We start from the raw sequence: 11,989 nt of genomic DNA on the forward strand, positions 1-11,989 counted from the left end.
TCACCCCGTGCCCGCGTTCCCGGCAAGGAATCTTGCCGTTTCTGCAACACTGGACGCATGACTGAAGACGACCGCATCGACGCCGTGCTCACCGAGGTCGGCCCCCGGCTGCGCCGGGTCCGCCGCGACCGCGGAGTGACCCTCGCCGACCTCTCCGCCTCCACCGGCATCTCCGTGTCGACCCTCTCCCGGCTGGAGTCGGGGCAGCGCAGGCCCAGCCTCGAACTGCTCCTCCCGCTCGCCCGCGCCCACCAGGTCCCGCTGGACGAGCTGGTCGGCGCGCCGCCGGTCGGCGACCCCCGGGTGCGGGCCCGGCCGATCGTCCGGCACGGCCGCACCATGTACCCGCTCACCCGCCAGCCCGGCGGCCTCCAGGCGTACAAGGTCGTCCAGGAGAAGGCGTCGGAGCAGCCGGACCCGCGGGTCCACGAGGGGTACGAGTGGCTGTACGTCCTCTCCGGGAAGCTCCGCCTCGTCCTGGGCGAGCACGACGTGGTCCTCGCGGCCGGGGAGGCCGCCGAGTTCGACACGCGGGTGCCGCACTGGTTCGGCCCCACCGCCGACGGCCCGGTGGAGTTCCTGAGCCTGTACGGGCCGCAGGGCGAGCGGATGCACGTACGGGCGCGGCCCAAGAAGTCCGGCTGAGCGGCCCCCGTACGGCCGAGCGGTCCGGGAGGCGCGGCCGGGGGGACCCGCGTACGGGCACGGGCGCGGGCACGGGTACGGGTACGGGCGCGGGCACGGGTACGGGCGCGGACGTGGCGCGGGCGCGGGTGCGCACGGGGCGGGGGAAGGCGCGCTCGGCGCGGCGCCCAAGAAGTCCGGCCGGGCTGTTCCATCCGGAGCAAGCGACCGCTTAGTATGCGACCGACCGCTCGGTACGGACGGAGGCTCGACGGATGCAGGCATGGCGAGTGCACGAGAACGGCGAACCCGGCGCGGTGATGCGCCGCGAGGAGGCGGACGTCCCCGAGCCCGGGCCCGGCCAGGTCCTCCTCAGGGTCCGCGCCGCCAACGTCAACTTCCCCGACGCGCTGCTCTGCCGCGGCCACTACCAGATCCGCCCCCCGCTGCCCTTCACCCCCGGCGTCGAGATCTGCGGCGAGACCGAGGACGGCCGCCGCGTCATCGCCACCGCCGCCCTCCCGCACGGCGGCTTCGCCGACCACGCCCTCGCCGACGCCGCGGCCCTGCTCCCGGCCCCCGACGCCCTCGACGACGCCGAGGCCGCCGCCCTCCACATCGGCTACCAGACCGGCTGGTTCGGCCTCCACCGGCGCGCCGCCCTCCGGGAGGGCGAGACCCTCCTGGTGCACGCTGCCGCGGGAGGCGTCGGCAGCGCCGCGGTCCAGCTCGGCAAGGCCGCGGGCGCCACCGTCATCGGCGTGGCCGGCGGCCCCGCCAAGGCCGCGGTCGCCCGCGCCCTCGGCTGCGACGTCGTGATCGACCGCCGCTCCGAGGACGTCGTCGCCGCCGTCAAGGCCGCCACCGGCGGCCGCGGCGCCGACGTGATCTACGACCCCGTCGGCGGAGAGGCGTACCAGCAGTCCGCCAAGTGCGTCGCCTTCGAGGGCCGGATCGTCGTCGTCGGCTTCGCGAGCGGCACCATCCCCGCACCCGCCCTCAACCACGCCCTGGTGAAGAACTACGCGATCCTCGGCCTCCACTGGGGCCTGTACGCCCAGCGCGACCCGGCCGCCGTCCTCCAGTGCCACGAGACCCTCACCGCGCTCGCCGCCAAGGGGATCGTCAAGCCGCTCGTCGCGGAGCGCGTCCCCTTCGCCGGAGCGGCCGACGCCGTCCAGCGCGTCGCCGACGGCACCACCACCGGCCGCCTCGTCGTCCTCCCGGAAGGAGCCCGCGCATGACCGACGCCGCCGCACTCCAGGCGCGCACCCGGGCGCTGCTCGCCGCGCACCCGCCCGCCACCACCGACCGGCTCGCCTTCCTCCGCGCCCGCTTCGACGCCGGCCTCGCCTGGGTGCACTACCCCGCCGGCCTCGGCGGCCTCGACGCCCCCCGCTCCCTCCAGGCCGTCGTCGACGCCGAACTCGCCGCCGCCGGCGCCCCCGACAACGACCCCCGCCGCATCGGCATCGGCCTCGGCATGGCCGCCCCCACCCTCCTCGCGTACGGCTCCGACGAGGTCAGGTCCCGCTTCCTCCGGCCCCTGTGGACCGGCGAGGAGGTCTGGTGCCAGCTCTTCAGCGAGCCCGGCGCGGGCTCGGACCTCGCCGCCCTCGGCACCCGCGCCGTCCGCGACGAGGCCACCGGCGACTGGATCGTCGACGGACAGAAGGTGTGGACCTCCAGCGCCCACACCGCCCGCTGGGCCATCCTCATCGCCCGCACCGACCCCGGCCTGCCCAAGCACCGGGGCATCACCTACTTCGTCTGCGACATGACCGACCCCGGCGTCGAGGTCCGGCCGCTCCGCCAGATCACCGGCGAGGCCGAGTTCAACGAGGTCTTCCTCACCGGAGTCCGCATCCCCGATGCCCACCGCCTCGGCGAGGCCGGTGACGGCTGGCGGGTCGCCCAGACCACCCTCATGAACGAGCGGGTCTCCATCGGCGGCGCCCGCGTCCCCCGCGAGGGCGGCATGATCGGCAAGGCCGCGGCCGTCTGGCGCGACCGCCCCGGCCTGCGCACCCACGCCCTGCACCGCCGGCTCCTCGATCTCTGGGTCGACGCCGAGGTCGCCCGGCTCACCGGCGAGCGGCTGCGCCAGCAGCTCGTCGCCGGCCAGCCCGGCCCCGAGGGCAGCGCCATGAAGCTCGGCTTCGCCCGCCTCAACCAGGCCATCAGCGGCCTGGAGGTCGAACTCCTCGCCGAGGACGGCCTGGCGTACGACGACTGGACCATGCGCCGGCCCGAGCTGGTCGACTTCACCGGGCGCGAGGCGGGCTACCGCTACCTGCGCTCCAAGGGCAACTCGATCGAGGGCGGCACCACCGAGGTGCTCCTCAACATCGTCGCCGAGCGGGTCCTCGGACTGCCGCCGGAGCCCCGCAACGACAAGGACGTCCCCTGGAAGGACCTCGCCCGATGAGCCACGAGCCGGACCTCCTCTACTCCGACACCGAGGACGCCCTGCGGGACGCCGTCCGCTCCCTGCTCACCGACCGGGCCGGCCACCAGGCCGTCCTCGACCGGATCGAGACCGGCGACCCGTACCCCGCCGGCCTCTGGCCGGCCCTCGCCGCCGGTATCGGCGCCGCCGGGCTGCTCGTCCCCGAGAAGCTGGGCGGCCAGGGCGCGGGCCACCGGGAGGCCGCGGTGGTCCTGGAGGAGCTGGGCCGGGCGGTCACCCCTGCCCCGTACCTCACCGGCGCGGTGATCGCGACCGAGACCCTGCTCGCGCTCGCCGCCGCGGACGGCCCGGCCGCCGGACTCCTCGCCGAGTCGGCGGCGGGCGGGCGCACCGTCGTCCTGGCCGTCCCCTTCACCGCGGCCCCCCGCACAGCCGGCGCCGCCTTCGGGACGGCCGGCCCCGCCCGGGCCGTCGCCGACGCGGCCGTCGCCGACGTGTTCCTCGTGCCCCGGCCCGACGGCCTGTACGCCGTGCCCGCCGCCGAGGCCACGATCACCCCCGTCACCCCGCTCGACCTCACCCGCCCGCTCGCCGTCGTCGACACGGGCACGGCGGCCGGCACCCTCCTGGCGGGGGCCGACGAGGCGCGCGCGGCGGTGCGGCGCGGCCTGCTCGCCGGGGCGGGCCTGCTCGCCTCCGAACAGCTCGGGCTCGCCGAGTGGTGCCTGGAGGAGACCGTCCGGCACACCAAGGAGCGGTTCCAGTTCAACCGGCCGATCGGCTCCTTCCAGGCCCTCAAGCACCGCATGGCCCACCTCTGGCTGGACCTCGTCGGCGCCCGCGCGGCGGCCCGCGCCGCGGCCGACGCGCTCGCCGCCGGAGCCGCCGACGCCGAACTGACGGTGTCCGTCGCCCAGGCGTACTGCTCCGGCGTCGCCGTCCGCGCGGCCGAGGAGTGCGTCCAGCTGCACGGCGGGATCGGCATGACCTGGGAGCACCCGGCCCACCTGGCGCTCAAGCGCGCCAAGGCCGACCAGCTCGCCCTGGGCTCCACCGGCCACCACCAGGACGTCGTCGCCGCCCTGGCGGACCTCCCGGCCCCGGCCTGACACGGCCGCGGGACCCACCCCGACGGCCGGGGGCGCCCCAAGCCCCCGGCCACGTCACCGCCACGTCGCCTCCTCCGTCACCGCCCCGCCGCCGGTCACCGCGTCGCCGGTCGCCGGTCGCCGGTCACCGCGTCACCGACTGCGCGGCCCCGCCGGTGGGTCACCGCCGGCGGGTCCCCGCCCCCGTGCCCCGCCCCGCTCCGCCGCTCCGTCACCGCCCCGTCGCGGCCCCGCCCTCCGGCGCCCGCCGCGCGTAACAGAACAGGTGCTCCTCCGGCTCCCCTCCCGGCACCTCGGGCCGGAACACCGACAGCTCGTGGTGGAGCACCTCCAGACCGCACTCCTCCCGCAGCAGCCCCAGGTACGCCTCGGCGGAGAAGCTGGAGACCCGGGCCCGGCGCCCCATCCAGGTGATCTCCAGCCCCTCGACGTCGGCCGGCACCGTCGCCGACACCAGCAGTCCGCCCGGCACCAGCCAGGACGCCATCCGCCGCAACGCCCCGATCTGCTCCTTCCGCTCCATCATCAGCAGCGGGAAGAAGGAACACACCGCGTCGTACCCCTCCTCCGGCGGCGTGTGGTCACGGACGTCCCCCTGCTCGAACCGCGCCCCCGGCACCTGCGCCCGGGCCAGCTCCACCATCGCCCCGGAGACGTCGACCCCGGTCACCTCGTGCCCCGCCGCGGCGAGCAGCGCCGCCACCGGCCGCCCCGTACCGCTCCCGGCGTCCAGGACCCGCGAGCCGGGGGAGAGCCGGCCTGTCAGCCACTCCACCGCCGCCAGCTGCGCGGGCAGCCGCCCGAAGGCCCGCTCGTACGCGATCCCCACCCCGTCGAAGAGCGCGGCGGCCCCCAGCACGCCGTCGCCCGCTCCCGGCACACCCTCCCCGCCGTCCCGCTCCGCCGCGGGGGTCCGCTCCTCGTGCGTGTCGCTCATCGTCGCTCCCGGTGTCGTGGACGTCCGGGGCGGCCTACCCCACCTGGGGCTCCTTCGCACCCGTGCTGTTTAATTGCACATTGCTCGCAACAACAGTTGATCTTCAAAAAGGGGTGTGGACCCGATGGCCGCCCGATCCGTCCGCCGCGCGACCGCCGCGATAGCCACGGGGGCGTTCGCCCTCACCGCCGCGGCCTGCACGAACCCCGGCGCCGACACCGCCGGCGCCGGCGGGCCCAAGGACTCCGCGGTCGTCGGCATCGCCTACGAGCCCGACACCCTCAGCCCGCTCCTCGGCTACGGCAAGGACGGCAACTCCAAGATCTTCGACGGGCTCCTCGCCTTCGACGCCGACATGAAGCTCACGCCGGCCCTCGCCCGCGAGCTCCCGCACATCAGCGACGGCGGACTGACCTACACGTACACCCTCCGCGACGACGTCGCCTTCAGCGACGGGGCCCCCTTCACCGCCAAGGACGTCGTCTTCACCTACCGGACGATCCTCGACCCGAAGACCAACAACCCCTCCCGCACCGAACTCGACGCCCTCAAGAGCGTCGAGGCCGTCGGCGACGACACCGTGGTCTTCCGCCTCAAGTACCCCTACGCGCCCTTCGCCGAGCGCACCGTCCACGCCATCGCCCCCGAGCACGTCGCCGGCAAGCAGGACGTCAACAACGGCGCCTTCACCACCAGCCCCATCGGCACCGGCCCCTACGTCCTCACCGGCTGGTCCAAGGGCGAGAAGCTCAGCTTCAAGGCCAACCCGAAGTACTGGAACGGCGCCCCCGCGGTGAAGAAGTTCACCATGGCGATCATCAAGGACGACGACGTCCGCGCCACCCGCCTGCGCGCCGGCGACCTCGACGGCGCCATCCTCCCGCCCAACCTCGCCGCCGGCTTCGGCGACGACAAGGCCAAGCGGACCTACGCGGCCAAGACGTACGACTACCGCACGGTCACCCTCCCCACCCACAACCCCGTCACCGGCGACACCGCCGTCCGCCGCGCCCTCGACGTCGCCGTCGACCGCCAGACCATGGTCGACAAGATCCTCGAAGGCGCCGGCAAGCCCGCCTACGGCCCCGTCCCCACCGACAGCCCCTGGTTCGCGAAGGGCACCGAGCGACGCCACGACCTCGCCGGCGCCCAGAAGATCCTCGACGAGGCCGGCTGGAAGCCCGGCGCCGACGGCGTCCGCGTCAAGAACGGCGTCCGCGCCTCCTTCCCGCTCTGGTACCTCTCCGGCGACAAGCTCCGCCAGGACCACGCCCTCGCCTACGCCTCCGACGCCCGCAAGGCCGGCATCGAGATCAAGACCCAGGCCGGCACCTGGGAGGTCATCGAGCCCCGCATGAAGACCGACGCCGTCCTCGCCGGCGGCGGCTCCCCCGGCGACCCCGACTTCGACCAGTACCTCCTGCTCAAGTCCACCCTCGCCGGCGACGGCTTCAACAACATGGCCTGGTACGACAACAAGGCCGTCGACCGCGCCCTGGAGGAAGGCCGCCGCACGAACGACGAGCCCCGCCGCAAGGCCGCGTACGACACCGTCCAGCGCGAACTCGCCAAGAACCCCGGCTACACCTTCCTCACCCACATCGACCACCTCTACGTCGTGAACGACGCCTGGGACTCCGACGCCAAGGGCGCCCCCCTCACCACCCAGATCGAGCCCCACGACCACGGCCTCGCCGCCGGCCCCTGGTGGAACGCCGAAGCCTGGAAGCCCAAGAAGACCGGAGACACGAAGAAGTGAGCCGCCGCCTCCCCTGGGGGGCCATGGCCCGGATGACGGGACGGCGCGCCCTGGCCGCCGTCCCCGTCCTCCTCGGCGTCACCCTCGCCGTCTTCGCGGTCGCCGAAGCCTCCCCCTTCGACCCCGTCAAGGCGTACGCCGGCACCGCCGGCCTCACCGCCTCGCAGGAGAACCTCGACCAGCTCCGCCACAACCTCGGCGTCGACCAGCCCCTCCTCACCCGCTGGTGGGAGTGGCTCACCTCGGCCGTCACCGGCGACCTCGGCGACTCCGCCGTCATGCGCCGCCCCGTCGCCGACGTCGTCACCGAACGCCTCGGCTGGTCCGTCCTCCTCGCCGCCACCGCCTTCCTCGTCGCCATCGCGCTCGGCACCCTCCTCGGCGTCCTCGCCGGCCGCCGCCGCGGCGGCCTCCTCGACCGGACCGTCAGCGCCCTCGCGTACACCCTGGAAGCCGCACCCGCCTTCTGGCTTGGCCTCCTCGCCATCTGGTTCTTCGCGCTCCAGCTCGGCGTCCTGCCCGCCGGCGGCCTCACCGACACCGCGAGCGACACCGTGACCTTCGACCAGGTCGCCCGCCACCTCGTCCTCCCCGCCCTCGTCCTCGGCCTCTCCCAGCTGCCGTGGTTCTTCCTGTACGTCCGCCAGGGCGTCGGCGACGCCCTCGACGAGGACCCGGTGCGCGGCGCCCGCGCCCGCGGCCTCGCCGAGCGGACCGTCCTCACCGGCCACGCCCTGCGCTCCGGCATGCTCCCGATGCTCACCCTCATCGGCTCCCGCGTCCCCGAACTGATCACCGGAGCCCTCCTCGTGGAGACCGTCTTCAGCTGGCCCGGCATCGCCGCCGCCACCGTCCAGGCCGCCACCGCCGTCGACTTCCCGCTGCTCGCCGCACTCACCGTGCTCGCCACCGCGGCCGTCCTCCTCGGCAACCTCCTCTCCGACCTCCTGTACGGCCTCGCCGACCCGAGGGTGGGCTTCGATGGCTGACCCCCGCACCCACCGCCTGCGCCTGTGGACCTCCGCGCTCGTCGTCGGAGCCGTCGTCCTCGCCGTCCTCCTCGTCCCCCCGCTCGTCCAGCTCGACGAACAGGCCGTCGACCTCTCCCAGAAGCTCCTCCCGCCCTCCTGGGACCACCCCTTCGGCACCGACGACGTCGGCCGCGACCTCCTCCTGCGCTGCGTCTACGGCCTGCGGATCTCCCTCCTCGTCGGCCTCGTCGCCGCCCTCGTCGCCACCGTCCTCGGCACCGCCGTCGGCGCCGCCGCGGGCGCCCTCGGCGGCTGGACCGACCGCACCCTCATGCGCCTCGTCGACGCCTTCTCCTCCGTGCCGCACCTCCTCCTCGGCATCTTCGTCGTCGCCCTCTTCCGCCCCGGCGTCTGGCCCGTCATCGCCTCCGTCGCGGTCACCCACTGGCTCTCCACCGCCCGCATCGTCCGCTCCGAAGTCCTCTCCCTCCGCTCCCGCCCCCACATCGAGGCCGCCATCTCCGGCGGCGCATCCCGCCGCCGCGTCGCCACCCGCCACCTGCTCCCCGCGGTCCTCCCGCAGGCCGGCCTCGCCGCCGTCCTGATGGTCCCGCACGCCATGTGGCACGAGTCCGCCCTCTCCTTCCTCGGCCTCGGCCTCCCCAGCCACCAGGCCAGCCTCGGCAACCTCGTCCAGTCCGCCCGCTCCTCCCTCCTCGCCGGCGACTGGTGGCCCACCCTCTTCCCCGGCCTCTTCCTCATCCTCCCCACCCTCGCCATAGCCGGCCTGGCCGGCGTCTGGCGCGACCGCCTCAACCCCCGCCGCCGATCGGAGCTCATGCTGTGAACGCCCGCGTCGCGCGCGCCCTCGACGCCGTCACCGCCGAACGGGCCGAGGACGCGCTGCTCAGCGTCCGGGGGCTCACCGTCCGCTTCCGCCTCCGCGGCGGCAAGCAGGTCGCGGCCGTCACCGACGCCGACTTCGACCTGGCACCGGGGGAGTGCCTGGCCCTCGTCGGAGAGTCCGGCTGCGGCAAGTCCGTCCTCGCCTCCGCCCTCCTCGGCCTGCTCCCCTCCAACGCCGACACCAGCGGCACCGCCCTCGTCGGCGGCACGGACCTGCTCGCCGCCGGCGAGAAGACCCTCGCCCGCTCGGTACGCGGCCGGCGCGTCGGCCTCGTCCCCCAGAGCCCCGCCGCCCACCTCACCCCGGTCCGCACCGTCCGCGCGCACCTGGAGGAGACCGTCCGGGCCCTCACCGGCACCCCGCGCGCCGGCCGCCGCAAGGCCGCCGAGGACGCCGCCGACCGCGCCGCCTTCCCCGCCACCCACCTCGACGCCTACCCGCACGAGCTCTCCGGCGGCCTCGCCCAGCGCGCCGCCACCGCCCTCGCCCTCATCGGCGACGCCCCGCTCCTGCTCGCCGACGAACCCACCACCGGCCTCGACCGCGACCTCGTCGAGCGCACCGCCGACGAGCTGCGCCGCCACGCCGACGACGGCCGCGGACTTCTCCTCATCACCCACGACCTGACCGCGGCCGCCCGCATCGCCGACCGCGTCGCCGTCATGTACGCCGGACGGATCGTCGAGATCGCCCCCGCCCACCGCTTCTTCGGCACCGCGGGCCCCGACCACCCCTACGCCCGCGGCCTCCTCGACGCCCTCCCCGAGCGGGCCTTCACCCCCATCCCCGGCATGCCGCCCGAACTCTCCGACCTCCCCGAGGGCTGCGCCTTCGCCCCGCGCTGCCCCCGCGCCACCGACCTCTGCGCCACCGCCCCGGCCCTCCACGCCGGCGTGGCCTGCCACCACCCGGAGCGGCCCCGTGCTTGAACTCGACTCCGTCACCGCCGGCTACGAGCCGCGCGAGCCGGTCTTCCGCGGCGCCTCCCTCACCCTCGCCCCCGGCGAGGCCGTCGGCCTCCTCGGCCCCAGCGGCTGCGGCAAGTCCACCCTCGCCCGCGTCGCGGCCCTCCTCCACCGGCCCGACGCCGGCCGGCTCGTCCTCGACGGCACCGAGATCACCGCCTGGCGCCATCGCGCCCCGCGCGAGCACCGCACCGCCGTCGGCGTCGTCTTCCAGCAGCCCCGCACCGCCGCCGACCCCCGCCTCACCCTCGCCGACCTCATCGCCGAACCGCTGCGCGCCACCGGCCGCAAGGCCGAGGCGGCCGGGCGGGTCGCCGAGCTCGCCCCCGCCGTCGGCCTCACCCCCGAACTCCTCACCCGCCGCCCCCACGCGGTCAGCGACGGCCAGCTCCAGCGCGCCTGCCTCGCCCGCGCCCTCACCCTCCGCCCCCGCTGGCTCGTCTGCGACGAGATGACCGCCATGCTCGACGCCTCCACCACGGCCGCCCTGGTCGCCGCCGTGGAGTCCTACCGCGAGGAGACCGGCGCCGGCCTCCTCGCCGTCGGCCACGACCGCGTCCTCCTGAACCGCTGGTGCGACCGTACGGTGGAGTGGAAGGACTGCCTGCCGCCCGAGGAGACCCCGTGACCCGAGCCTGGACCCGCGCCACCGCCGACGACCCCCTCGACGGCCTGCGGGACCTGCTCGCCGCCGCCGACTGCGGCTACGAACCGCGGGACGGGTACGAGGACCACTGCTGGCTCCTCACCCCGCTCCACGACGACACCGGCGCGCGGCACCGCTGGCACGACGTCCTGGCCCGGGCGGGCCACCGCCTCGCCGACCGGCCCGGCACCTTCTCGTACCTCACCTTCGAAGGCGTCGAGGGCGCCGACGCCCTCGACGGCGTCCACGGCGGCGAGATCGACCGCGCCACCCTCACCGCCCTCGTCCCCCACCTCGCCCGCCACAGCGCCGCCGGCGAGGACACCCCGTGCGGCGCCGCCCAGGCCCCCGTCACGGCCGCCCCCGGCGTCCCCCTCACCGACGACCCCGGCACCCGCCCGGTCCGCACCCGCCCCGAGCCCGGCCCCCTCGCCTGGCGCGGCCGGCTCGCCGACGCCCCCGCCCACCACGACGCCGTCCCCCTCTTCTCCTTCCCCGCCACCTGGTGGGCCGCCGACGGCAGCTGGCTGGTCCTGACCGACATCGACCTGAGCGCCACCGAGGTGTTCGGCAGCCGCGCCCTGATCGCGGACCTCCTCGCCGATCCGGAGCTGGAAGCGGTCCGCGCCCCCACCCTCGCGGAGACCCTGGGCCGCTGATCCACTCGGATCTCACCCGTATGGCCGCCCCGCCGTTCCCTCGGACGGACCGCCCATTCCGCCACACTGTCCGCCGAACGCCGCAATTCCGGTGCGGCAGAAGAAGGACGTGAGAGCGATGGCCGTTTCCGTTTCCGTCGTGGTGCTGCTCCTCGTACTGACCGTGATCTTCCTGCGCAGCGGCGGCCTCAAGGTCACCCACGCCGTCGTCTGCGCCCTGCTCGGCTTCTTCCTGGCCGGCACGAGCATGGCCCCCACCATCCAGAACGGCGTGGCCGCCACCGCCGAGGTCGTCTCGAGCCTTCGCCCGTGACCACCCGCCGGCCGCGGAGGCGCGCCACGGCCCTGGCGGTGGCCGCGGTGGCGGTCCTGTCCTGGGGCGAGTGGATGCACTGGCGCTGGTCCCGCACGCTCGTGGGCGACGCCGGGGGTACGAGGGAGGCGGTGGTGGTCCTGGGCTACCGGAACCCCCGTCCGAAGGCGAACCTCGTCAACCGCTGGCGGGTCCGCGCCGGAATCCGCTCCCTCACCCCGGGCGAGCCGCACCGCACCCGCCTGATCCTCAGCGGCGGCGCGGTCGGCGGCGACACCGCGGAGGCCCGGCTGATGGCCGACTACGCGACGACCGGGCTGGCCTTCGACGGCACCCTCGTCATCGAGGACCGGTCCACCACGACGTGGGAGAACGTCACGAACGTGATCCCCCTCCTTGAGGACGCGGACCGCATCAAGATCGCCTCCCAGCCGGCGCACGCCCTCAAGGCACGCGTCTATCTGCGCCGCCAACGCCCCGACCTCGCCGCCCGCCTGGTCCGCGCGGACGACTACCGCCCCGGCGAGTGGACGGCCGTCATACCCCTCCTGGCCCTCTACGGCCTGTGGACCCTCCGCGGCCTCCGGCCCGACAGGACCAGGGTTGACACGGGATTGACGGATCCGTAGTGTTCTCCGAGTTGTCCGACGTGAGCACCGGCCCCGGCCGGCCCCGGACAGCGATTCCGC

Annotated in this window: 13 protein-coding genes; 12 read left to right on the forward strand and 1 reads right to left on the reverse strand. The window is 75.2% G+C overall.

What is annotated here, in order from left to right:
- The first annotated feature begins 57 nt into the window (after positions 1–57).
- The 4 genes from ACFVU3_RS37050 to ACFVU3_RS37065 all read left to right on the forward strand — a co-directional run bounded on the left by ACFVU3_RS37050 (position 58) and on the right by ACFVU3_RS37065 (position 4,143).
- Positions 58–645 carry a helix-turn-helix domain-containing protein gene (locus ACFVU3_RS37050; RefSeq protein ID WP_390073185.1) on the forward strand — a complete coding sequence of 196 codons (588 nt, stop codon included), beginning with the start codon at positions 58–60 and terminating at the stop codon, positions 643–645.
- 254 nt (positions 646–899) lie between these two features.
- A complete protein-coding gene (locus ACFVU3_RS37055; RefSeq protein ID WP_390073186.1) occupies positions 900–1,868 on the forward strand; it encodes an NADPH:quinone oxidoreductase family protein in 969 nt (322 codons plus the stop codon).
- Complete coding sequence (locus ACFVU3_RS37060) at positions 1,865–3,052, forward strand: acyl-CoA dehydrogenase family protein (RefSeq protein WP_390073187.1); 1,188 nt, start codon at positions 1,865–1,867, stop codon at positions 3,050–3,052. The genes ACFVU3_RS37055 and ACFVU3_RS37060 overlap by 4 nt, the downstream gene beginning before the upstream one ends.
- Positions 3,049–4,143, forward strand: a complete 1,095-nt coding sequence (locus ACFVU3_RS37065) for an acyl-CoA dehydrogenase family protein (RefSeq protein ID WP_390073188.1) — start codon at positions 3,049–3,051, stop codon at positions 4,141–4,143. The genes ACFVU3_RS37060 and ACFVU3_RS37065 overlap by 4 nt, the downstream gene beginning before the upstream one ends.
- 211 nt (positions 4,144–4,354) lie before the next feature.
- Here the strand turns inward: ACFVU3_RS37065 and ACFVU3_RS37070 are convergent, their stop codons facing one another.
- The gene (locus ACFVU3_RS37070) at positions 4,355–5,080 is read right to left on the reverse strand and encodes a class I SAM-dependent methyltransferase (protein WP_390073189.1); all 726 of its coding nucleotides are present in this window, start codon (positions 5,078–5,080) and stop codon (positions 4,355–4,357) included.
- Positions 5,081–5,204: 124 nt separating this feature from the next.
- On the opposite strand from ACFVU3_RS37070, the gene ACFVU3_RS37075 reads away from it, so the two are divergent.
- From ACFVU3_RS37075 to ACFVU3_RS37110, 8 genes are all read left to right on the forward strand, one after another.
- On the forward strand, positions 5,205–6,839 hold the full coding sequence (locus ACFVU3_RS37075) for an ABC transporter substrate-binding protein (RefSeq protein WP_390073190.1): 1,635 nt from the start codon (positions 5,205–5,207) through the stop codon (positions 6,837–6,839).
- A complete protein-coding gene (locus ACFVU3_RS37080; RefSeq protein ID WP_390073191.1) occupies positions 6,836–7,828 on the forward strand; it encodes an ABC transporter permease in 993 nt (330 codons plus the stop codon). The genes ACFVU3_RS37075 and ACFVU3_RS37080 overlap by 4 nt, the downstream gene beginning before the upstream one ends.
- Positions 7,821–8,657 (forward strand): ABC transporter permease, encoded by an 837-nt coding sequence (locus tag ACFVU3_RS37085; RefSeq protein ID WP_390073192.1) that lies wholly within the window; start codon positions 7,821–7,823, stop codon positions 8,655–8,657. Before ACFVU3_RS37080 ends, ACFVU3_RS37085 begins: the two co-directional genes overlap by 8 nt.
- Positions 8,654–9,646 (forward strand): ABC transporter ATP-binding protein, encoded by a 993-nt coding sequence (locus tag ACFVU3_RS37090; RefSeq protein ID WP_390073193.1) that lies wholly within the window; start codon positions 8,654–8,656, stop codon positions 9,644–9,646. Before ACFVU3_RS37085 ends, ACFVU3_RS37090 begins: the two co-directional genes overlap by 4 nt.
- The gene (locus tag ACFVU3_RS37095) at positions 9,639–10,310 is read left to right on the forward strand and encodes an ABC transporter ATP-binding protein (RefSeq protein WP_390073194.1); all 672 of its coding nucleotides are present in this window, start codon (positions 9,639–9,641) and stop codon (positions 10,308–10,310) included. Before ACFVU3_RS37090 ends, ACFVU3_RS37095 begins: the two co-directional genes overlap by 8 nt.
- The gene (locus ACFVU3_RS37100; protein WP_390073195.1) at positions 10,307–10,987 is read left to right on the forward strand and encodes a hypothetical protein; all 681 of its coding nucleotides are present in this window, start codon (positions 10,307–10,309) and stop codon (positions 10,985–10,987) included. Before ACFVU3_RS37095 ends, ACFVU3_RS37100 begins: the two co-directional genes overlap by 4 nt.
- A 118-nt stretch (positions 10,988–11,105) precedes the next feature.
- Positions 11,106–11,300, forward strand: coding sequence for a hypothetical protein (locus ACFVU3_RS37105; RefSeq protein ID WP_390073196.1), 195 nt, complete (start codon positions 11,106–11,108; stop codon positions 11,298–11,300).
- 74 nt (positions 11,301–11,374) lie between these two features.
- A complete protein-coding gene (locus ACFVU3_RS37110) occupies positions 11,375–11,929 on the forward strand; it encodes a YdcF family protein (protein WP_390073198.1) in 555 nt (184 codons plus the stop codon).
- Positions 11,930–11,989: the final 60 nt, after the last annotated feature.

Origin of the sequence: Streptomyces sp. NPDC058052 (genome assembly GCF_042885515.1) — a bacterium.
In the GTDB taxonomy this organism is placed as follows: Bacteria; Actinomycetota; Actinomycetes; order Streptomycetales; family Streptomycetaceae; genus Streptomyces.

Excerpts from the sequence above, each read along its gene's own strand:
- ACFVU3_RS37060 (WP_390073187.1), top strand. The coding sequence starts at position 1,865 with ATGACCGACGCCGCCGCACTCCAGGCGCGCACCCGGGCGCTGCTCGCC.
- ACFVU3_RS37105 (WP_390073196.1), top strand. The coding sequence starts at position 11,106 with ATGGCCGTTTCCGTTTCCGTCGTGGTGCTGCTCCTCGTACTGACCGTG.
- ACFVU3_RS37050 (WP_390073185.1), top strand. The coding sequence starts at position 58 with ATGACTGAAGACGACCGCATCGACGCCGTGCTCACCGAGGTCGGCCCC.
- ACFVU3_RS37055 (WP_390073186.1), top strand. The coding sequence starts at position 900 with ATGCAGGCATGGCGAGTGCACGAGAACGGCGAACCCGGCGCGGTGATG.
- ACFVU3_RS37070 (WP_390073189.1), bottom strand. The coding sequence starts at position 5,080 with ATGAGCGACACGCACGAGGAGCGGACCCCCGCGGCGGAGCGGGACGGC.
- ACFVU3_RS37065 (WP_390073188.1), top strand. The coding sequence starts at position 3,049 with ATGAGCCACGAGCCGGACCTCCTCTACTCCGACACCGAGGACGCCCTG.
- ACFVU3_RS37085 (WP_390073192.1), top strand. The coding sequence starts at position 7,821 with ATGGCTGACCCCCGCACCCACCGCCTGCGCCTGTGGACCTCCGCGCTC.
- ACFVU3_RS37075 (WP_390073190.1), top strand. The coding sequence starts at position 5,205 with ATGGCCGCCCGATCCGTCCGCCGCGCGACCGCCGCGATAGCCACGGGG.
- ACFVU3_RS37110 (WP_390073198.1), top strand. The coding sequence starts at position 11,375 with ATGCACTGGCGCTGGTCCCGCACGCTCGTGGGCGACGCCGGGGGTACG.